This window comes from Hymenobacter sp. BT491 (assembly GCF_014349165.1).
GTDB lineage: Bacteria > Bacteroidota > Bacteroidia > Cytophagales > Hymenobacteraceae > Hymenobacter > Hymenobacter jejuensis.
In genome coordinates, this window is sequence record NZ_JACSJJ010000002.1 from 573,710 (window position 1) to 594,229 (window position 20,520).

Annotated in this window: 14 protein-coding genes; 10 read left to right on the top strand and 4 right to left on the bottom strand. The window is 58.2% G+C overall.

Going from position 1 to position 20,520, the window contains the following annotated elements; genetic code table 11:
- The first annotated feature begins 10 nt into the window (after window positions 1–10).
- A complete protein-coding gene (locus H9I52_RS08225; protein WP_187453468.1) occupies window positions 11–3,178 on the top strand; it encodes an efflux RND transporter permease subunit in 3,168 nt (1,055 codons plus the stop codon).
- A gap of 177 nt (window positions 3,179–3,355) precedes the next feature.
- Here the strand turns inward: H9I52_RS08225 and H9I52_RS08230 are convergent, their stop codons facing one another.
- Genes H9I52_RS08230 through H9I52_RS08240 form a run of 3 tightly spaced genes read right to left on the bottom strand, consistent with a single transcriptional unit; the run spans window position 3,356 to window position 5,950 of the window.
- On the bottom strand, window positions 3,356–4,063 hold the full coding sequence (locus tag H9I52_RS08230; RefSeq protein WP_187453469.1) for a phosphatase PAP2 family protein: 708 nt from the start codon (window positions 4,061–4,063) through the stop codon (window positions 3,356–3,358).
- Window positions 4,060–5,097, bottom strand: a complete 1,038-nt coding sequence (locus H9I52_RS08235) for a YncE family protein (protein WP_187453470.1) — start codon at window positions 5,095–5,097, stop codon at window positions 4,060–4,062. Before H9I52_RS08235 ends, H9I52_RS08230 begins: the two co-directional genes overlap by 4 nt.
- A 34-nt stretch (window positions 5,098–5,131) precedes the next feature.
- The gene (locus H9I52_RS08240) at window positions 5,132–5,950 is read right to left on the bottom strand and encodes a phosphatase PAP2 family protein (RefSeq protein WP_187453471.1); all 819 of its coding nucleotides are present in this window, start codon (window positions 5,948–5,950) and stop codon (window positions 5,132–5,134) included.
- 274 nt (window positions 5,951–6,224) lie between these two features.
- Here H9I52_RS08240 and H9I52_RS08245 point away from each other — a divergent pair, with 274 nt between their 5' ends.
- From H9I52_RS08245 to H9I52_RS08275, 7 genes are all read left to right on the top strand, one after another.
- Entirely contained in the window at window positions 6,225–7,697 is a 1,473-nt protein-coding gene (locus H9I52_RS08245; protein WP_262385993.1) for a CoA-acylating methylmalonate-semialdehyde dehydrogenase, read from the top strand.
- A gap of 162 nt (window positions 7,698–7,859) precedes the next feature.
- Window positions 7,860–9,212, top strand: coding sequence for an aminotransferase class III-fold pyridoxal phosphate-dependent enzyme (locus tag H9I52_RS08250; RefSeq protein WP_187453472.1), 1,353 nt, complete (start codon window positions 7,860–7,862; stop codon window positions 9,210–9,212).
- A gap of 190 nt (window positions 9,213–9,402) precedes the next feature.
- Window positions 9,403–10,779, top strand: coding sequence for a dihydropyrimidinase (gene hydA / locus H9I52_RS08255; RefSeq protein ID WP_187453473.1), 1,377 nt, complete (start codon window positions 9,403–9,405; stop codon window positions 10,777–10,779).
- Between the two features lie 129 nt (window positions 10,780–10,908).
- Window positions 10,909–11,775: a nitrilase-related carbon-nitrogen hydrolase gene (locus H9I52_RS08260; RefSeq protein ID WP_187453474.1), complete on the top strand. Its 867-nt coding sequence runs from the start codon at window positions 10,909–10,911 to the stop codon at window positions 11,773–11,775.
- Between the two features lie 95 nt (window positions 11,776–11,870).
- A complete protein-coding gene (locus tag H9I52_RS08265) occupies window positions 11,871–13,202 on the top strand; it encodes an FAD-dependent oxidoreductase (protein ID WP_187453475.1) in 1,332 nt (443 codons plus the stop codon).
- Window positions 13,203–13,231: 29 nt separating this feature from the next.
- Window positions 13,232–14,629, top strand: a complete 1,398-nt coding sequence (gene preA / locus H9I52_RS08270) for an NAD-dependent dihydropyrimidine dehydrogenase subunit PreA (protein WP_187453476.1) — start codon at window positions 13,232–13,234, stop codon at window positions 14,627–14,629.
- 178 nt (window positions 14,630–14,807) lie between these two features.
- Entirely contained in the window at window positions 14,808–16,331 is a 1,524-nt protein-coding gene (locus H9I52_RS08275) for an NCS1 family nucleobase:cation symporter-1 (RefSeq protein ID WP_187453477.1), read from the top strand.
- 77 nt (window positions 16,332–16,408) lie between these two features.
- On the opposite strand, the gene H9I52_RS08280 is transcribed toward H9I52_RS08275, so the two are convergent.
- Window positions 16,409–18,607 carry a penicillin acylase family protein gene (locus H9I52_RS08280; protein WP_222940440.1) on the bottom strand — a complete coding sequence of 733 codons (2,199 nt, stop codon included), beginning with the start codon at window positions 18,605–18,607 and terminating at the stop codon, window positions 16,409–16,411.
- Window positions 18,608–18,895: 288 nt separating this feature from the next.
- On the opposite strand from H9I52_RS08280, the gene H9I52_RS08285 reads away from it, so the two are divergent.
- The gene (locus tag H9I52_RS08285; RefSeq protein WP_139516906.1) at window positions 18,896–19,186 is read left to right on the top strand and encodes a YciI family protein; all 291 of its coding nucleotides are present in this window, start codon (window positions 18,896–18,898) and stop codon (window positions 19,184–19,186) included.
- 36 nt (window positions 19,187–19,222) lie between these two features.
- Window positions 19,223–20,470 (top strand): cysteine desulfurase-like protein, encoded by a 1,248-nt coding sequence (locus H9I52_RS08290; RefSeq protein WP_187453478.1) that lies wholly within the window; start codon window positions 19,223–19,225, stop codon window positions 20,468–20,470.
- Window positions 20,471–20,520 lie beyond the last annotated feature (50 nt).

Consider the following 20,520-nt stretch of genomic DNA (forward strand, 5'->3'; position numbering starts at 1 on the left):
GCCGCCCCTCATGCGCCAATCTGTCTTTCAAGCGTACAAAGCCCCGATTGCCGTATTGCTGGCGCTGGGGCTGGCAATGGGCGTGTTGGCCTACCAGCGCATCAACGTGGCGCTGTTTCCGGAAGTGACGTTTCCGAAGGTAAAGGTCATTGCCGATAACGGTCTGCAACCCGTTGATAGAATGATGGTTACGGTAACCAAGCCCATGGAAGATGCCATGAAGCAGGTGCCGGGCCTCACGCTGCTACGCTCGACCACGAGTCGCGGCAGCTGCGAAATTTCGGCCTACCTCGACTGGAACGTGGACGTCGTGCGCAGCCAGCAAACCATCGAATCGCGCCTGAATCAGATTCGTGCCGACCTGCCGCCGACCACCCAAATCACCGTCGAGCGCATGAATCCGGCCATTTTGCCAGTGATGGGCTATACCCTGGAAGCGCCGGGCCGCAGCGCCCTGGAGCTACGCCGGCTGGCGCTGTACACCATCAAACCCTTTCTGTCTCAGGTAGATGGCGTGTCGGCGGTGCAGGTGCAGGGCGGACGCACCAAGGAGTTTCAGGTGGAGCTGCTGCCCGACCAGCTAGCGGCCTTGGGCCTGACGCCCAACGCCGTGAGTACCATGCTTGGGCAGACCAACTTCGTGCAGTCGAACGGCTATCTGTCCGACTACCGCCGCCTCTACCTGACCACCACCGACGCTACCATCCACACCAAAGATGACCTCGAAAACGTGGTTCTGCGCAACGACGGCCGCCGCATCGTGCGTCTGGCCGACGTGGCCACCGTGCGCCTCGGCGAGCAGCAGGAATACACCCGCATCAACGCCAACGGCCACGATGCGGTGCTGATTTCAGTGTTGCGCCAGCCTGACGCCAACGTGGTGCAGGTGTCCGACGGGGTGCGCGCCAAGGTGAAAAGCCTGCAAGGCGGCCTGCCCAAAGGCATTACGCTGCGGCCCTACTACGACCAGGCCGATTTTGTGGCGGAAGTAGTGCGCTCCGTGCAGGATTCACTCTGGATTGGCCTGGCGCTTGCCTTGGCCGTTACGGCGCTGTTTCTGCGTTCGTGGCGCGCTTCGCTCACCATTTTGCTGACCATTCCGCTGGCGCTGGCTTTTACCATTGCGGTGCTGTATTTCGGGCTGGGCTATTCCTTTAACATCATGACCCTGGGCGCGTTAGCCGCCGCCATCGGCCTGATGATCGACGATGCGGTGGTGATGGTGGAGCAGCTGCACCGCGTGGGCGAGGAGCACCCTGCGGCTTCTACCTCCGAAATCGTGGCCCGCTCAGTACAGCATTTGCTGCCGGCGCTTATCGGGTCTTCGCTGAGCACCATCGTGATTTTCCTGCCTTTTGCGCTGCTGGGCGGCGTGGCCGGAGCGTACTTTAAAGTGCTGGCTACCACGATGGTAGTTGCCCTTATCTGTTCGTTTTTGGTGGCGTGGCTGGGCTTGCCGGTGCTGTATCTGCTGCTCACCAGCCTAGGCATCCGCCAGCCAAAGGAAACCCGCACCAAAGACCGCCTCGATCAGCCGGAGCCATTTCCTAAGCCATCGCCGGCACTGCTAGTGCCCGATGCCGCCGGCCACCTGGTCGATGAAGCTGCCGATCCCGGCCTCATCGACGCCGCCCACCACGAGATTCCGTGGGTGCGCTCAGTGATCCGGCACCCAGCCTACAGTGTGGTGGGCGTGGTCGTCTTAGTAGGGCTCATGTGGTTTATCATTCCGCGCCTGGCTACTGGTTTTCTGCCCGAAATGGACGAAGGCTCCATTGTGCTCGACTACGAATCGCCGCCGGGCACGTCGCTGGAAGAAACTGACCGAATGCTGCGCGCGTCCGAAAAGCTCATTTTGCAAGTGCCCGAAGTGGCCAGCTACACGCGCCGCACGGGCACGCAAATGGGCTTTTTCATCACCGAACCCAACAGCGGGGACTTCCTGATCAGCCTCAAAACCAACCGCGATCGTACCACCGATGAAGTCATCGACGACATCCGGCAGCGCATCGAAAGCTCGCAGCCGGCCCTGATTATTGATTTTGGGCAGGTGATCGGCGACATGCTCGGCGATTTGATGAGCACGGTGCAACCCATTGAGATTAAGGTATTTGGCCCCGATGCCACCCGGCGTTATGCCTTGGCCCGGCAAGTGGCTGATATTGTGGAGCATACGGATGGCACAGCTGATGTGTACAACGGCATCCTGCGCGTAGGACCCTCCATCGACGTGCGGCCCGACCCGCGCCGGCTGGCGCAGTTTGGCATCACCGGCACCGATTTTCAGTCGCAGCTCCAGACCCAGCTCGAAGGCGTAGTGGCCGGCGATGTGCTGGAAGGCGAGCAGTTGCTAAACATTCGGCTGCGCTACCCGCGCGCCACCACGGCCAGCTTGCAGGAAGTACGCCAACAGCCCATTTTCCTGCCCAATGGCGGACGCCGCCGCCTCTCCGACCTGGCCGACGTGAGCGTGACGTCGGGCGGGGCCGAATTGGAGCGGGAAAACCTGCAGGCCATGACCGCCGTGACGGCCCGCCTCAACGGCCGCGACCTGGGCTCGGCAATGAGCGACATTCGCCAGAAGCTCGACCGCCAACTGAACCTGTCACCGGGCTATTTCATTCAGTATGGCGGCAGCTACGCCGAGCAGCAGCAGTCGTTTCAGGAGCTGTTGACCATCCTGATTAGCGCCTGCCTGTTGGTATTTGCGGTGGGGCTATTCCTGTTCCGCGACCTGAAAGCGGCGGCGCTCATCCTGCTGGTGGCGGTGCTGGGCCCGGCCGGGGGTAGTTTGGCGCTTTACCTCACGGGTACGCCCCTGAACGTGGGTTCCTACACCGGCCTTATTATGGTGGTCGGCATCATCGGCGAGAACGCCATTTTCACCTTCCAGCAATTCAACGATGCCCGCCGCGACGCGCCCATCGAGCAGTCCATCGGCTATGCCATCGCAGCCCGTTTGCGCCCCAAGCTCATGACGGCCCTCTCGGCTATTGCGGCCCTGCTGCCGCTGGCTTTGGGCATCGGGGCGGGGGCACAGCTGCACCAGCCGCTGGCCATCGCTGTAATTGGCGGCCTGCTGCTGGCGCTTCCATTGCTGTTGGTGGTACTGCCGAGTCTGCTGCGGATTGCTTATAGCCGCAAAGAAAAAGCCGCGCCGGCCGTGGCCGTGGCATAAAATCCTGAATTATATAAATGATTGGTAGTCAGATGTTTGTATAAACATCTGTGACTAACTCGTTTTTGTCGCTTCCGGTTCTACCGACATGGCACCCCGCGGGGGCCACTCTCCGGCACCAGTCCGATTGAAGAGATTATAACGGACAAAGTATTAATAGATAGATAGTTACACAGGTCAGTGCCAATAGGCCACTCCGGCCCGCCACCATGTGCGCAGTTGATGGAAATCGGGCGAGAACAGCAGGTGCAGACCCGCCACCCAGCCTACCGAGCATACCCAGCCGGCCAGCACATCGGAAGGATAATGTACACCCAGATACATGCGCGAAAGGCCCACGCCCAACGCAAACAGACCGCCGGCCATGCCAACCACCCAGCGCCACGGACTTCGCCAGAGCAGAAACGCCAAGGCCGCCGCAAGCGCCGCTGAGCCCATGGCGTGGCCACTGGGAAAGCTGTAGAACTTGGCCGGGGCAATAGACACCCACAACGCCGGGCGCGGCCGGCCGAAAATCGTCTTGGCCAGTACGTTCAGCACCACCGCGCCGCCCACCGACAGGGTGAAAAACAGCGCCTGCATGCGGTAGTGCCGCACCAGCAAGCTCAGCGCAATAACCCCGGCGATGATGGTCATGACCTCAGGGCCGCCTACGGTGGTAAGCGCCACGGCAAGCTTATCGAGCGCCGGGCTTTCCTGCCGGTGCAGCCACTGCAAAATGGGCTGGTCGCCGATAAAGCCGCCGCTTTCCCAAATGTCCTCGGCAACCTCCACGAAAATAAACCAGGGCGCCGCGATGCCCAGCACCAGCAACGCCAGCAACGGCCCTTGCCCGCGCAGGGCCGCGCGTACCTTCCGATAAAACAGAAACAGGCGTTCGTTCATCGGCCAAATTCCAGAACCTGAAACGTACCCGGCACAATGCTGGGCCGGGGCCGCGGCGTTTCGGTAGTAGGGGCCGGCGTGGCTCCGTACTGCGCCGTGCTCAGAAACAGGTGGTGCGTAGTGGGGTCGAGGGCAATGGTGCGGGCCCCGCGCGCCGAAGCAATGGTTTCGGTTCGGAAGCGGGCGGGCGAGTCTTCGTGAATGACCGTGAGCGTGCCTTCGCCGTTGGACGTGATGGCTGCCTGCGCGGCCTCATCGAATACAGCTCCGTCGACGCCCTTGCCAATGGGTACCTGCGCTACCACCTTGCCCGACTCCGAATCGAGCACTATGGCCTTGCCGTTGCCGCAAACGCTGAACAGGCGGTGATGCGCCCGGTCGAAGGCCAGACCGCTGGGCTCCTCGCCCGGCGCCACCGACCAGCGGTGCTTTACGGCCAGCGTTTTGGCGTCGAAAACCACGATCTCGTTGGTATCTTCCAGATTAACAAATACTTGGCCTTTGCCATCGGAAACGCCCGCTTCGGGTGCGCCGCCCAGCGCCACGGTGCCTACTACTTTATCGGTAGCCGCGTCGATGACGGTGGCGCTGGCCCCGCCGTTGTTGAACACGAACACACGGCCCGAATACTCGTCGTAGAACACGGCGTCGGGCTTGGTGCCGGTGGGCAGCGACGCGGTTTCTTTCAGGGTGTTCAGGTCGAAAACCGTGACCGTATTGCTACGACCATTGGTGATGTAGCCGCGGCCCAGCTTCGGCACAGGCGCAATGCCGTGCACGCCGGGCGTATTCGAAATAACGCCAGCTTTCTGGTGGGTGTGCAGGTCGAGCACCTCTACTTGCGTCGCGTGCGAGAGGTAAAGCCGCTGCGCCACCGGGTCGACGGCGAGGTAATCCCAGCCGCCTTCGCCGCCCACAGTAGTTGTCTGGAGCAGGTGGTAGCTCGCTGCTTTGCTGGCAGTAGCAGGCTTGGTTTGGGCCTGCGCCGCCACAGCGCAACCGCCGAGCAGCAGGAAAGAGAGAAATGATTTCATGAAAAGTGAGGAGATATAAGTTACTGTTAGTCAGTTATTTATTGGGGTGCCACGTCAGGCCGAGGCCCATGCCGCCGGGTTGCCAAGCAGGGTAGAAGCTGGTGTCTTCCAGAATATGCGGCTGGCGTCCCCAGCGGTTGCGGTGGGTCAGGTAGCCCAGGTGGGCCGAGAGGATGCCGAAGCCCGCGCCGGCCACCACATCGCTTTGCCAGTGCTTGTTATTAATCATGCGCAGGGCGGCCACGCCAGTAGCAATGGTGTAAGCCCCTACGCCGTACCACTGGCTTTTGTCGCGGAACTCCGTGTGCACGATGCTGGCGGCCAGAAACGCCTGGGCCGTGTGGCCCGACGGAAACGAGAGATTATCCGAGCCGTCGGGCCGCCGCTCATGCGACATAAATTTGACGGCATACGTGCTGGCCAGCATAATCAGCTCCGACTTGCCAATCACCAATAGCGTATTGATGCGGTCGTCGCGCGACTCCACGCCGGACAGGGCCACGAGGCCTAATTCGGCGTAGGGTACAAAAATCAGGATGTTGTCGAGGCTGGTGTGGTAAGTAGGGAAGAGCTTGTGAATGTCGCGGTTGGCTTGTTGATTGGTGTAAAAACCGCCCCCGTTGAAGGTATACGCTCCGTAACCGATCATCACGGCCGGCACAACGGCGGCTTTGACCAGTTTGCCTCGGTACCAAGGCTTTTTCACTGCGGACGGAATGCCGCTCGGATTTTCAAACTTGTGCGTCGTGTCCGCCGGCGCAGAAACGGGTGGCGTAACCTGAGCCGCAACCGGGTAAATCGCCGACACCGTCAGCGTCGTTGCCAAGGCAAAACGATACCATAAGGAGTTCATCAACAGTAACTTATAATACGGTCCATCATCGTTCCGATGACCTGCCCAATCGGTCAGGAAAAGAGTGTACGCAGCGATTCTGTAGGAATTCTGTGGAAGCCGCTGCAGAGTCCCGCCGGCTTTGCGCCGGGCGTGTCGCCCAACGCAAAGCCGGCTGCGTACCGTTGGGCTTTTTCAAGATTATCGGGTGTAGAAGCTGTTTTTTGGAGACCCTGCCCAAAGTTGCATTTGTCCAACAAACTCTTTACTTGCAGGCGATTAACCCGCTTATCTCATGGAAGTCGACGTTTTGAAATTCCCGGCAGTGCGTAATTACATTGCTGGACAATTTGTAGAAGATGCGCACCCGCGCACCCTAGACATCTTCAGCCCCCTCAGCGGCGCCGTTATTTCCACGGTGCCCCTCAGCGGGAGCGAGGCTCTGAACCAAGCCGTGGAAGCCGCCAAAGCCGCTTTTCCCGCGTGGTCGGCGATGCCGATCAAAGAGCGAGTGCAGGTGTTCTATCGATACAAAACGTTGCTCGACAAGCACTTGCAGGAGCTCACAATGTTGGTGCACGAAGAAAACGGCAAAACCCTCGACGAAGCCCGCGCCGAAGTCGAGAAGGCGATCGAGCTGACGGAGTTTGCGTGTTCGCTGCCGCAGCTGGTGGCTGGCGAATTGCTGGAAGTCAGCCAGGGCGTGGAGTGCCGGGTCGAGCGCAAGCCGCTGGGTGTGGTAGCGTCTATTGCGCCGTTCAACTTCCCCAACATGGTGCCGCACTGGACCATTCCGAACGCCATTGCCCTGGGCAACTGCATGATCCTCAAGCCTTCCGAGCAAGTGCCCATCAGTGCCGGTCGCATTGCCGAACTGTTGAAAGAAGCCGGTTTGCCCGACGGGGTGTTCAACGTAGTAAACGGCGACAAAGAAATTGTGGAAGCCATCTGCGACCATCCCGACATCAAAGCGGTGTCGTTTGTGGGCTCCACCAAAATCGCCAAGGTGGTCTACCAGCGCGCGACTTCCAACCTGAAGCGCTGCGTGGCGCTGGGCGGCGCCAAAAACCACCTACTCGTGCTGCCCGATGCGCACGTCGACATGACGGCCTCCAACGTAGCCGCTTCGATGTCGGGTTGCGCGGGGCAGCGCTGCATGGCCGGTTCGGCGATGGTGGCCGTGGGCTCTGTCGATCATATTATTACGCGGCTGGTAGAAGAAGCTCGCAAAATTGTGCCGGGCAAAAACCTGGGCTCCGTGATTAGCCAGCAGGCCAAAGAGCGCATCGAGCGCTACATCACGGAAGCCGAGCAAGCCGGCGCCAAAGTGCTGCTCGATGGCCGCAACGCGGTGGTAGCCGGGCAAGAAGACGGCTATTACGTGGGCCCCACGGTCATCGACCACGTGACGCCCGACATGGCCATTGCCAAGGAAGAAGTGTTCGGACCAGTGCTGGCCATCATCCGCGCCGAAAATCTCGACGAAGCGCTGGACATTGAAAATTCCTCGAATTATGGCAACGCCGCCTCCGTGTTTACGCAAAGCGGCGGGCTGGCGCGCTACGTGATGGAAAACGCATCGGCCGGCATGATTGGCGTCAACATCGGCGTACCGGTGCCCCGCGAGCCGTTCTCGTTCGGCGGCTGGAACGAATCGAAGTTTGGCGCCTGCGACATCACCGGCAAAAGCTCAATCGAATTCTGGACGCAGTTGAAGAAGGTGACCACCAAGTGGAACCCGGAGTCGAGGGTTAATTGGATGAGTTAGGGTTTTGAATAGAATGTTGATAATCAAAAAATTATAGATTAAATCGTCTATCATCCTGAGCTTGCGAAGGACCTTCTGACACCTGTTGTTCTGGCGTGATAAGGTCCTTCGCAAGCTCAGGATGACAGATCGGTAAAAACGAAATTCCCACCCCACCTCCCCATGGAAACCTCCACCGATATCGATAAAGAGCAGATTCTGCACGACAACCTTGAGCACACGCTTTTCTCGTGGTCGAAGCAGACGGGACTGAACCCCATCAGCGCCGAGCGGGCCGAGGGCGTGTACGTGTACGACCGCGATGGCAAGCGCTACCTCGATTTTTCGTCGCAGTTGATGAACGTGAACATCGGCCACGGCAACCAGAAGGTAACGGAGGCGGTGGCTGCTCAGATGCAGGAGCTGAGCTACGTGTACCCGGGCATGATCACCAAGGCCCGCGGCGACTTGGGCAGAAAGCTGGCCGAGATTACGCCCGCCAACCTGACGAAGGCGTTTTTCACGCTGGGCGGGGCTGAATCCATTGAAAACGCGATTAAGCTGGCCCGTCTGTACACGGGGCGACACAAAATCGTGACGCTGTATCTGTCATTTCACGGCGCTTCGTACGGGGCCATCAGCGCCGGCGGCGACCCGCGCAAGCTGGCCGTCGACAGCCAGGCCATGCCTGGGGTGGTGCACGTCGAAAACCCGTATTTCTATCGCTGCCCCTGGTACAGCAGCACGCCCGAAGAGTGCGCCGAACGGGCCGCGGCCCACATGGAGCGCGTCATTCAGTACGAGGGCCCTGGTAACGTGGCCGCCATCCTGATGGAAGGGGAGTCGGGCACCTCGGGTTGCATCAAATACCCGCCCGGCTACTGGAAACGGGTGCGCGAAATCTGTGACAAACACGGCATCCTGCTCATTGCCGACGAGGTAATGAGCGGCTTTGGCCGCACTGGCAAGTGGTTTGGCTCCGACCACCACGGCGTTAAAGTAGACATGATGGCGATGGCCAAAGGCATCACGGCCGGCTATCTGCCGCTGGGGGCCGTGATGGTAGACGAGAAAATCGCGCATTCCTTTGACGATAAGCCGCTGCCGTTGGGCCTGACTTATTCGGCGCATCCGGTTTCGTGCGCTGCTGCCGTGGCTGTGCTGGACATATATGAGGAGGAAAACCTCATCGAAAACGCCGCCGAAATGGGCCGCTACATTGAACAGCGCGTGGCCGAAATGGCCGAGCGTCACCCCAGCATCGGCGACTTTCGCAACACGGGCCTGCTGGGCTGCATCGAGCTAGTAAAAAACCGAGAAACCAAAGAGCCGATGGCCCCGTGGAATGCGGCCCCGAATCAGATGGAAGTGATGAACCAGGTAGCGGCCAAAATCCGCGAGCTGGGCATGTACACCTTCGTGCGCTGGAATTACATCTTCGTCGCGCCGCCCCTTACCATTACTAAAGAAGAGGTAGATGAAGGCTTAGAAATCATCTCGCAAGCCATCGCCATCGCTGATGAGTACGTGCACTGATAGCAGCCGTTAAGCGCGGTTAATAATCAGCGCTTTCCCTTGTTTTTCTCTTACCCGTCAACTCCCGCTCATGCCGGAGACAGGGAGCTGTTTTTTGTATTCGGGAAATAGCTAACCCCTTGTGTTTGAATTTGTAGAGAAAAAATTATATATTTTTCGTCTTCATTCCCTCTCTCTTTCCTTCCACTCCATGTCGTCTCTGCTTATCAAAAATGGCCGTGTCGTGACGGCCGATTCCGACGGTGTGTGCGATGTGCTGATTGACGGCGAAACCATCGTGGCCCTAGGGCGAAATCTGCCCGTGCAAGCCGATCAGGTTATCGACGCTACGGGCAAGCTGGTGATGCCCGGCGGCATCGATCCGCACGTGCATCTGGACATGCCGTTTATGGGCACGTTCAGCAGCGACACGCACGAAACCGGCACCCGCGCCGCCCTGCACGGCGGCACAACCACCGTCATCGATTTTGTGCTTCAGAAACAGGGCCATTCCCTGCGCGAAGCCCTCACCGAGTGGCAGGGCCGCGCCACTGGCAATGCCGTAGGCGATTATTCCTTCCACATGGCCGTCACGGATTTCAACGAGCAAACCAAAGCGGAAATCTCGGAAATGGTGGCCGAGGGCATCACGTCGTTCAAAGCCTTTATGGCCTACAAAGGCGCCCTCATGATCGACGATGCGCAGATGGTGGGCCTGATGCAGGAAGTAAAAAAGCACGGGGCGCTGGTAACAGTGCACGCCACCAACGGCGACATGATCGACACGCTCGTGGCCCAACATCGCGCGCAGGGCAAGCTTTCGCCGCTCTACCACTACCTCTCGCAGCCCGAAGTGACGGAAGCCGAAGCCTCGGGTCGCTTCACGGACATCGCCAACTACACTGGCGTCAACGCCTACATTGTGCACCTGACCTGCGAGGGCGCCCTCAACCAAGTGCGCGAAGCCACGCGCCGCAACCAACGGGTGTTCGTCGAAACCTGCATTCAGTACCTGTTGCTAGATGCCTCGCTCTATGAGCAGGATTTCGACGGGGCCAAGTGGGTAATGTCGCCGCCTTTACGCGAAAAAAAGGACCAACAGACGTTGTGGGCGGGCATCAACCAAGGCTTGGTACAGGTGGTGGGTACCGATCACTGCCCCTTTTTGTGGGAGCAGAAGAAGCTGGGCGAGAAGGACTTCTCCAAAATTCCGAACGGCCACCCCGCCATTGAGCACCGCATGGAACTGCTGTTTTCGGAAGGCGTAAACAAGGGCCGCATCACCCCCCAGAAATTTGTGGAAGTGACCAGCACCAACGCCGCCAAAATCTTCGGCATGTTTCCGCGCAAAGGCACCATCGGCATCGGCGCCGACGCCGACTTGGTCATCATCGACCCCGAACGGAAGCACAGCATCTCCGCCGCCACGCACCACATGAACGTCGATTACTCGGCCTACGAAGGCTGGGAACTCACCGGCAAGATCGAAACCGTGCTCCTACGCGGCCAGGTAGCCGTGCACGACGGCCAGGCCAAAGTGGAAAAAGGCTACGGCCAATTTATTAAGCGCGGCAAAACGAGCTTTTAGCGCTCGCTGCTGTCCGCTTCGTTGCGGACAATGGATTTGCTGCCGGGAGAGATCCTTTGGCAAGTTCAGGGTGACCGGGTAGAGAAAATCACAATATCATAAGTATCAAATAATCAAACACTTAACTAAATGCCCAGAATCATCAAATCCGGTCTAATTCAGATGAGTTTGCCCATGACCGAGGGCGAAGGCACCATTGCAGAAATCAAGGAAGCGATGGTGCAAAAGCACATTCCGCTGATTGAGGAAGCCGGCCGGCAGGGCGTCCAAATCCTGTGTTTGCAGGAGATTTTTAACACCCCGTATTTCTGTCCGGGCCAGGACAAAGCGTGGTATGCTTCGGCCGAGTCAGTGCCGGGCCCAACCACCGAGCGCATGGCCGAATACGCCAAAAAGTACAATATGGTGATGATCGTGCCCGTGTACGAAAAGGAGGCCGCAGGCTTCCTGTACAACACGGCCGCCGTGATTGACGCCGACGGCACGTACCTCGGCAAATACCGCAAGAACCACATCCCGCACACATCTGGTTTTTGGGAGAAATTCTTCTTCAAACCCGGCAACCTTGGCTACCCCGTATTCCAGACTAAATACGCCAAAGTAGGCGTGTACATCTGCTACGACCGGCATTTCCCCGATGGGGCGCGCGTGCTCGGCCTCAACGGCGCCGAGATCGTGTACAACCCTTCGGCTACGGTGGCCGGCCTCTCGCAATACCTCTGGAAGCTGGAACAGCCGGCCCACGCCGCGGCCAATGGCTACTTCATGGGTTGCATCAATCGGGTAGGTGAGGAGAAGCCCTGGAACTTGGGTCGGTTCTATGGTTCGTCCTATTTCGTCGATCCCCGCGGACAGATTTTTGCCCAAGCTTCCGAGGACAAAGACGAACTGCTAGTCGCCGAATTCGACCTCGACATGATCGAGGAAGTGCGCGCCACCTGGCAGTTTTTCCGCGATCGTCGCCCCGAAACCTACGAGAAGTTGGTTGAGCTATAAGCCTCTGCTGCGGCTTTTCTTACAGTTGTCATTCTGCGCAAAGTGCAGAATGACAACTTTTTACCTTGTATAGTCTGCTATTTACAGCCTGCGCCATGGCCGAGTACCTTCCCCCAACCACCGAACAGGAATTCCACGCGAACTTCGCTCAGATCAAGCCTCGGATGAACAACACCGAGGCGCTGTACGAAAGCTCGCGGTGCCTGTTTTGCTTCGACGCGCCCTGCATCAAGGCCTGCCCGACGGGCATTGATATTCCGCAGTTTATTCGGCAGATCAACACCGGCAACGTCACGGGCGCTGCCCTCACGATCTATGAGGCCAATTACTTCGGCAACGCCTGCGGCAAAGTCTGCCCGACGGAGGTGCTTTGCGAGGGAGCTTGTGTGTATAACTTGCAAGATGTTAAGCCGATAGAAATAGGGCGGTTGCAGAGCTTTGCGACTAGGCAGGTGATTGAAAGCGACCGCAAGCTGTTCGGGCCGGGTACTCCGAATGGGCGCAAAGTAGCCGTGATTGGGGCCGGTCCGGCAGGTATTTCCTGCGCCTGCGAACTCCGGGCTTTGGGCTATGAGGTAGATGTGTTTGAAGCCAAATCACAACCCTCCGGCCTCACCGTGTACGGCGTGGCACCCTACAAAATCACCAACGAAGAGGTGCTGGCCGAGGTGGCGTATTTGCAAGCGCAGTTTGGCTACCGGGTACAGTACAATTCGCCCATTACGACCCGGGAAAACTTACTGGCCTTAGAGGAAGCTTACGACGCCATTTTCCTAGGCATCGGTTTGGGCAAAACAAATGCTTTGTTGCTGCCCGGTGAGGAGCGCGAAAATTGCGTGGGCGCGGTAGAATTTATCGAGCAGCTCCGTCAGCAGCACCACCGGGTAGCCGTCGGCCGAAAGGTGATCGTACTGGGCGGCGGCAATACGGCCATGGATGCCGCCTCCGAATCGTCACGCCTGGGGGCGGAAAATGTAATTCTGGCCTACCGACGCGGCAAAGAAGAGATGGGCGCGTACGATTTTGAATACGACCTGGCCAAGAGCGTCGGCGTGAAAGGGCTGTTCAACGTGGCTCCAATCGAAATTGTAGGTAACGGGAAGGTGGAAGGTGTAAAATTCATCCGTACGGCCACCGTCGACGGGCAGGTGCAAATCGTGCCCGGCAGCGAATTTGTGGAGCCTTGCGACATGGTCATCAAAGCAACCGGACAAGCCAAACAAACACACTTCCTGAGTTATATACCTGGTTTGCAAGTAGATAGTAAGGGGCGTATCGTTGCTGACGCGCACACTGGACAAACTACCAACCCCAAATATTTCGCCTCCGGCGACGCCCGCAACGGCGGCGCCGAAGTGGTAAATGCCGCCGCCGAAGCCAAAGTAGCCGCCCGCGGCATTCACACTTATCTGACCAGTACAAACTAGAGCTAGCTTTAATCTAAGCTCCGATCACTATGCCGGACCTCTCTATAAATTTTGCTGGAATCAAGTCGCCGAATCCCTTCTGGCTGGCCTCGGCGCCGCCTACCAACTCGGGCTATCAGGTCATGAAAGCTTTTGACGCCGGGTGGGGCGGGGCAGTGTGGAAGACGTTGGGCGTGCCGGTCGTGAACGTGTCGAGCCGTTACGGCAGCGTCAATTACCGCGACAAGCGCATGATCGGCTTCAACAACATTGAGCTGATTTCAGACCGCCCGCTGGTTGACAATCTCCGCGAGATTGAGGAAGTGAAAAAATACTTCCCCAACCACGCCGTCATTGCTTCCCTGATGGTGCAGAGCCGCGCAGAGTGGCACCAGATTGTACGCGACGTCACCAACGCCGGCTCCGACGGCATTGAGCTGAACTTTGGCTGTCCGCACGGCATGTGCGAGCGGGGCATGGGGTCGGCAGTGGGGCAGGAGCCCGAGGTGCTCCGAACCATTGTGGAGTGGGTAATGGAAGTAGCCCAGATTCCGGTGATTGTGAAGCTGACGCCCAACATCTCCGACATCACCGAGCCGGCTCGGGCCGCGCGTCTAGGTGGTGCCGATGCCATTTCGCTCATCAACACCATTCAGAGCATCGTGGGCGTCGATCTGGATAAGTTTGCGCCTTACCCAATCGTGGATGGGAAAGGCACAAACGGCGGCTACTGCGGCCCCGCCGTAAAGCCCATCGCCCTGAACATGATCAAGAACTGCGCCCAGGACCCGGAGGTGCGCCTGCCGATTTCGGGCATCGGCGGCATCGAAAACTGGCGCGATGCCGTGGAGCATATCTTGCTGGGTGCTAGCTCGGTACAAGTGTGCACGGCGGCCATGCACTTCGGTTTCGGCATCATCCGCGAAATGACCGCCGGCCTGGAGCAATACATGACGGAGAAGGGCTTTCACACCATCTACGACATGGTGGGGAAGGCGCTGCCCAACGTGCTGCATTGGGAAGAACTGAACCTGAAGTACAAGGTGACGGCCAACATCCACGAAGACAAGTGCATCGGTTGTCAGCTGTGCTACACGGCCTGCGAAGACGGCGCGCACCAAGCCATTGCCCTGCGCGAAGGCACCCGCGTGCCCGAAATCATCGAGGAAAACTGCGTGGGTTGCAACCTATGCTCGCTGGTTTGCCCCGTGGAAAACTGCATCACGATGGAGCGCACCGACAGCGGCACCGAGCACCTTACCTGGAAAGAGCGCACCGAGGCTGAAACCATCCCGACGACTTTCAACGACGACCGCGCCGGGGGCCTGCACCATTGGGTGCCCGAACCCACGGCGGCGCTCGGCAAAGAAAAGCACAAGACGTTGCCCGGAAAGGCCCGCCAGTTAGGAAACCCCGCCCCGGCTACCGATGTAGTGAACGAGTCTTAGACTCGATAATTATTTGATTATCAATGATATATAATAGAGCTAAAGCGTCATGCTTCGCTGCGCTCTGCATGACGACCTGAAAATTGTTTTGCTAGATTGTAATCACGTTTAGTGTATTGTGTAAACATCAATAAATCAAAGAGTTGTAGCCTAGATTCATCTTCATAACTGCTCCCGTATGGAAACGACACAGGAAGTAGCAGCCAGCCAGCCGAACACGGGCCTGATAAGCGAGGATCTCGCCCCGGTTTCCCTCCCCAAACGCACCTGGGATACCTGGAATTACGCCGCGCTCTGGATCAGCATGAGCTTATGCATCCCAACGTACATGTTGGCCAGCTCCCTGATCGAAGGGGGCATGAACTGGTGGCAGGCGATCCTGACTATCTTCTTGGGCAACAGCATTGTACTGGCCCCCATGATCCTGAACGGGAGAGCGGGCGCCACGTACGGCATTCCGTTTCCGGTGTTTGCAAGGGCTAGTTTTGGCGTGCGCGGCGCCAACGTGCCGGCCATGTTGCGCGCCATCATTGCCTGCGGGTGGTTTGGCATCCAGACTTGGATTGGCGGTTACGCGCTCTACCAGATGGCCCGGCTTTGGGTTCCGGCTTTGGACCGTCTGCCGGCCGTTTTTCCGGCTTCCTGGTCGTTGGAAACCGGGCCAGCGGTCATGTTTTTGCTGTTTTGGCTGCTCAATATGTACGTGGTGTACTTGGGTGTCGACAGCATCAAAAAGCTGTTGGTTTTCAAGGCGTTCTTCCTGCCTTTTGCCGCTCTGGCCTTGCTACTGTGGGCCATAAGCGCGGGGCACGGCTTGGGCCCCATTCTGGCGCAGCCGTCAAAGTTCAAATCGTCAGCCGAGTTCTGGACGTTCTTCTTCCCGTCGCTGACCGGCATGGTTGGCTTTTGGGCTACGCTATCGCTCAATATTCCGGACTTTACGCGCTACGCCAAAAGTCAACGCGCGCAGGTAGTGGGCCAAGCCTTGGGCCTGCCGCTGCCCATGACGCTGTTCGCCTTTGTAGGCGTGGTCGTCACCTCCGCTACCTTCATTATCTACGGCAAAACCATCTGGGATCCGGTCGTGCTGGCTGGCCGCTTCGACAGCAAGCTGCTGGTGAGCCTCGCCATGATTGCCGTGGCGCTCTCAACCCTGGCCACCAACATTGCCGCCAACATCGTAAGCCCCGCCAATGATTTTGCGAACCTTTCGCCCGCACGAATCAGCTTCAAAGTCGGGGGTTACATCACCGGCGTCATCGGCGTCCTGATTTTCCCGTGGAAGCTCATTGCCGATCCCTCGGGGTACATTTTTACCTGGCTGGTGGGCTATTCGGGGTTGCTAGGCCCGATTGGCGGCATCATGATCGCGGACTATTACTTCATCCGGAAGCAGCAACTCCACGTTCAGGAGCTTTACCAGTATACGGGGCGCTACACCTATCGCAACGGGTTCAATACCAGTGCGTTGCTGGCGTTGGTGATTGGTATTCTGCCCAATATACCGGGCTTCCTGACCACCGTGGGCGCCGTGCCGAAAGAAGCAGTCTGGCCCTGGCTGGTATCGCTTTACAGCTACGCCTGGTTTGTTGGGTTCTTTATTTCCGGCGTTTCGTACCTGCTCATGATGAGCAAGCAGCGCAGAGCCATCAACCAAAGCATGAGCTTTCCGAGCGAAGAATATCAGATTAGCATCACCTAATTGAAAAACGGGCCTATGTGCAAGTAATTGACTGTCAATTACTTGCACATAGGCCCGTTCCATTTTAACCCCGGTGCCTATTCGCCGGGGTGATAGGTTTTTTCGGCGTGCTGGCGAACATCTTCGGGGTAAAACAGCACGTCTTTGAAGTTCTCTTCGCAATACAGCGCGGCTTGGTCGGTGAAGTGAGGAGAACTAGGATCGCTGCTTTCGCCGCCGGTGAGTACCGAGCGCGCTTTGAGGCGCGGACCAAATTCGACGACGGCAATGAAACTGTTGCCGATGTTGCCATACCGCTTCTTAGTGCCCGGATACGTCTGCGCCCCGAACGCCGCTAAGGAGCCCCATTTCGACGACGTAAACGCCACCGGAATGCTCGGCTTCTGGTCGTCGTACACTTCGTCGATGTTGCCGGTAAGGCGCTGAAAGCGATTGACTTCGCCCCACGCCGTTTTCCAAGTACCGAAGTCACGCGTGAGTTCTTCGAGGGTTTCGGCCAGCGCCGTGAGCTTTTCTTGGGGCGTGGTATGCTGAATGGTGAACGCTGTAAACGTCAGGTAATCAAAGGGTTGATCGGCCGGTACGCGGCTGCGCGACAGCCGCTGAATGCGCTCGCCCCAATAAATTGCAAGGGTCTGGGCTACAGAGGTTTTGCTATAGCACCGGTCCCAGGCGCGCAACACCTCAACGGCTTCTTTCACCTCTTGCGATTGCGTAGTCGCCACGCCAGGCGTGGATTTATAGGCCATCACCAAAGCCGGAATCATCTCTTCAAACCCGGCCAGATACGGATCTTTGGCTGCTGCAATCAGGGTGTCGAGCGTAAATAGTTTTTTGCGACTCAGCACCCGCACGGCGTTGATGCCGCGGTAGTTTTCCGCGTCGGGCGCCATGTAGGCCGGGAAGCGCTCTTTCTGCGGGCTGCTGGGACCCGACACGGTAAAGGGCGTCGAGTTGCAGTTCTGAATCCAGCCGCTGGCCGGGTTGTGCACCTGCACCAACTCTTCGACTTTGTGCAACCCCTGCCATTCGGTCTTAGGGTTGCTGCCATCGACGGGGCGGCTCCAGTCAAATTTAGGGTCGCGCTTGGGGATGAAGTTGCCGTGCCAATAGGCAATGTTGCCCTTGCTGTCGGCAAAAACGGTGTTGTTGGACGCATTGCCGTTAAGTCTCATCACCTCTTTGAAGCTGGCGTAATCAGTGGCTTTGGTGCGCAGGTACGATTGCTCCAGGGCCTCCAGCGGCGTGTCCATCATGCGCACCGTCACCCATTTAGTGTCAGATTCCTGGCCCACCACCGGGCCATGATGCGTGCGGTACGTAGTGAACTCCTTGCGTACGAGTTGGTTGCCTTGCTTATACGGCAGCGAGATTTTCTGCACCTGCACGGGCCGCAGCTTCTTGCCATACTTGTAATAGTACTTGCCGTCTTTCTGCTCGATGGTTTCCAGGTACTCGTCCATCGAGTCGGAGTAGCTAGAGGTGTGCATCCAGCCGCAATTTTGGTTAAAGCCCTGGTAAACAAAGAATTGCCCCCACGTAACGGCGCCGTAGGCGTTGAGGCCGTTTTCGCTCGTTACCTGCACTTCGGGCCGGAAATAGAACGACGTATGCGGGTTGATCAGTAGCAGAGCGTGGCCGCTGGCGCTTTTGGCGGGCGCAATAGCAAACCCGTTGGAGCCCACCGGTTCGCGGTCTTGCTTCTCAAAATCGGGCCGCACCCACGACGTCGATTTCCGTTGGCTGTAAAATGCTTTGACTCGCTCCAGCGGCACCACGCTGATGTTGCCGCCGATGCTGCCTTCGCTGAACATGAGCGGCATCCAGGGCTGGAAGCGCCGGAGCAGTTTGGGCTTCACGGTGGGGTGCGTGTAGAGGTAGTAGTTGGTGCCGTCGGCGAAGGCGTTGAGCAGCTGCTTCATCCAGACCGGGCTTTTTTTGTAAATGCTGATGGCCTGCGTGCTGTCGAGAAAAAGGCGGGCGCGCAAATCGCTGTACAGGGCGGCCTCGCCCTGTACTTCGGCCAAGCGCCCGATGTTGGTGAGGTAGTTGTCCTCGACGCGGGCAAAATCGTCTTCGCACTGCGCATACAGCAGCCCAAACACCGCGTCGGCGTCGGTTTTGCCGTAGATGTGCGGCACGCCCCAGTTGTCGCGCACGATGTTTACTTGCTTGGCCTGCTGCTGCCAGCGGGCGATTTCGTCGGGTTGGAATGCCTGCGCTTGGGCGCCGAAACCGGGCAGAACCAGCAGCAAAGCAAAAAGGAGTCGCATCATTTCAGGAAGATAAGAAGACTGGGCGGCGGGTGTGGGCGGCAGTGAGCGTTTAAACCCTGTGTTTGTAAGTATTTGGTTGTGAATTACTTATGAAAATGGGGTTTCTGGCCTCTTTTGCCTAGCAACGTAAAAGTATCACGCGCCGGTAAAAAGCCGTTCGGCCGGCTGTGGGCAACGTGCTACCCAACGCACCCACAAGCAGATGGCCAAAGAACATTACGGGGAAAGTAGGGCAAGTTCGAGACACTGCATACCTTATGGGCCAAATTTCCTTTTTTCTTCTTACGCATGAACCAGTACCTGATTACGGCCTACGATTATACCGACGACAAAGCGCTCGAACGCCGCATGGCCGCCCGAACCGAGCATCTGACCCGCGCTAGCAAACTCAAAGCCGACGGCACGCTAGTGGTAGGCGGCGCCATTCTCAGCCCCGAAGGCCAAATGATTGGTTCTATGATGCTTATGCAATTCGAGTCGGCCGACGGGCTGGAAGCTTGGAAGCAGGATGAGCCCTACCTGCTGCAAAAAGTGTGGGAGAAAGTTACGATTGAGCCCTTCCGCTCGGCTCAGTTGTAAGCCTTTCGCATCCGCTTTGGTATAAACGCTTTTTGCATGTCTTCTTTCCCAATTGAGGCCGTCCGGGCCGCCTTTCCTGCGTTGCAGCAGCGCCCTGAACATAAGCCTTTTATCTTCTTCGATGGCCCCGGCGGCACCCAAATGGCTCAGCCGGCCATCGAGGCGATGGTGGGCTACATCCGGGGCGGCATGGCCAACCTGCACGGCACGTTTGCGACCAGCCGTGCCACCGATGAAGTGCTTCTGGAGGGCCGGCGCGCCATCGCCGATCTGCTGAATTGCCAGCCCGAAGAAGTGGCTTTTGGGCAAAACATGACCTCGTTGGCCTTTGCCATTGCGCGCAGTTTGGGCTCCTTTATTCAGGCTGGCGATGAGATCATCGTCACCGAGCTCGACCACCGGGCCAACGTCGATCCGTGGGTGACGCTGGCCAAAGATCGCGGTGCGGTGGTTAAGTTTCTGCCCGTAAACACGGACACGTACACGCTGGAAATAAACCAGTTAGACGAATTAATCACGGCAAGAACCAAGCTCGTGGCCGTCAGTATGTCGTCGAACGTGACGGGCACCGTGACGCCCGTGGAGCAGGTAATTCGGCGGGCAAAAGCCGTCAACGCCATGGTGGTGCTGGATGCCGTGCACGCCGTGCCGCACTTCCCGATCGACTTTCGGGCCTTGGGCGCCGATGTGCTGTTTTGCTCGGCCTACAAGTTTTTCGGGCCGCATGTGGGTATCGCGGTGGTTTCGGCCGCGTTATTCGAGAACCTGCCAGTCTATAAGCTGGCTCCGGCCCCCACCAACATCCCCGACAAGCTCGAAACCGGCACCCAAAACCACGAAGCCATCGCCGGCCTGATCGGGGCCATAGATTTTATTCAAACCTTAGGCCAAGGTGCCACCCGCAAGGAGCGCCTGCGCAGCGCCATGCAGGCCGTTGAAGAACGCGAACAGGAGCAAGCGCAGCAGCTGGAAGAGTTTCTGCAAGGTATTCCGCAGGTGCGCCTGTACCGCGCCCCGGCCGGCACGCGCAAAACGCCCACACTGGCCTTTACGCTGGATCAGGTGAACTCGCGCGAGGCAGCGGCTTGGTTTGCAGATACTTACAACATGTGTATCGCTGATGGTCATTTCTACGCTTCTACCTTAGCCGAGAAAATGCACGTCAACGCGATGGGCGGCTGGATTCGGTTGGGCCTCGCCCCTTACAACACAGACGAAGAAATCGAGCTGTTCAAAACGGCCTTGCTGGCGTTTATTGAAAAGTATTGTCAATCAGCAAGATAGCATAGCCAAAAAGCTACAAGCCCCAGCGGGGCGGCATCCCAACTCGTATA

Bases quoted from the DNA above. Each gene is read 5' to 3' on its own strand.
- H9I52_RS08250 (WP_187453472.1), top strand. From the start codon at position 7,860: ATGGAAACCTCCACCGATATCGATAAAGAGCAGATTCTGCACGACAAC.
- hydA (WP_187453473.1), top strand. From the start codon at position 9,403: ATGTCGTCTCTGCTTATCAAAAATGGCCGTGTCGTGACGGCCGATTCC.
- preA (WP_187453476.1), top strand. From the start codon at position 13,232: ATGCCGGACCTCTCTATAAATTTTGCTGGAATCAAGTCGCCGAATCCC.
- H9I52_RS08275 (WP_187453477.1), top strand. From the start codon at position 14,808: ATGGAAACGACACAGGAAGTAGCAGCCAGCCAGCCGAACACGGGCCTG.
- H9I52_RS08230 (WP_187453469.1), bottom strand. From the start codon at position 4,063: ATGAACGAACGCCTGTTTCTGTTTTATCGGAAGGTACGCGCGGCCCTG.
- H9I52_RS08240 (WP_187453471.1), bottom strand. From the start codon at position 5,950: ATGAACTCCTTATGGTATCGTTTTGCCTTGGCAACGACGCTGACGGTG.
- H9I52_RS08245 (WP_262385993.1), top strand. From the start codon at position 6,225: ATGGAAGTCGACGTTTTGAAATTCCCGGCAGTGCGTAATTACATTGCT.
- H9I52_RS08225 (WP_187453468.1), top strand. From the start codon at position 11: ATGCGCCAATCTGTCTTTCAAGCGTACAAAGCCCCGATTGCCGTATTG.
- H9I52_RS08290 (WP_187453478.1), top strand. From the start codon at position 19,223: ATGTCTTCTTTCCCAATTGAGGCCGTCCGGGCCGCCTTTCCTGCGTTG.
- H9I52_RS08260 (WP_187453474.1), top strand. From the start codon at position 10,909: ATGCCCAGAATCATCAAATCCGGTCTAATTCAGATGAGTTTGCCCATG.
- H9I52_RS08280 (WP_222940440.1), bottom strand. From the start codon at position 18,607: ATGATGCGACTCCTTTTTGCTTTGCTGCTGGTTCTGCCCGGTTTCGGC.
- H9I52_RS08285 (WP_139516906.1), top strand. From the start codon at position 18,896: ATGAACCAGTACCTGATTACGGCCTACGATTATACCGACGACAAAGCG.
- H9I52_RS08235 (WP_187453470.1), bottom strand. From the start codon at position 5,097: ATGAAATCATTTCTCTCTTTCCTGCTGCTCGGCGGTTGCGCTGTGGCG.
- H9I52_RS08265 (WP_187453475.1), top strand. From the start codon at position 11,871: ATGGCCGAGTACCTTCCCCCAACCACCGAACAGGAATTCCACGCGAAC.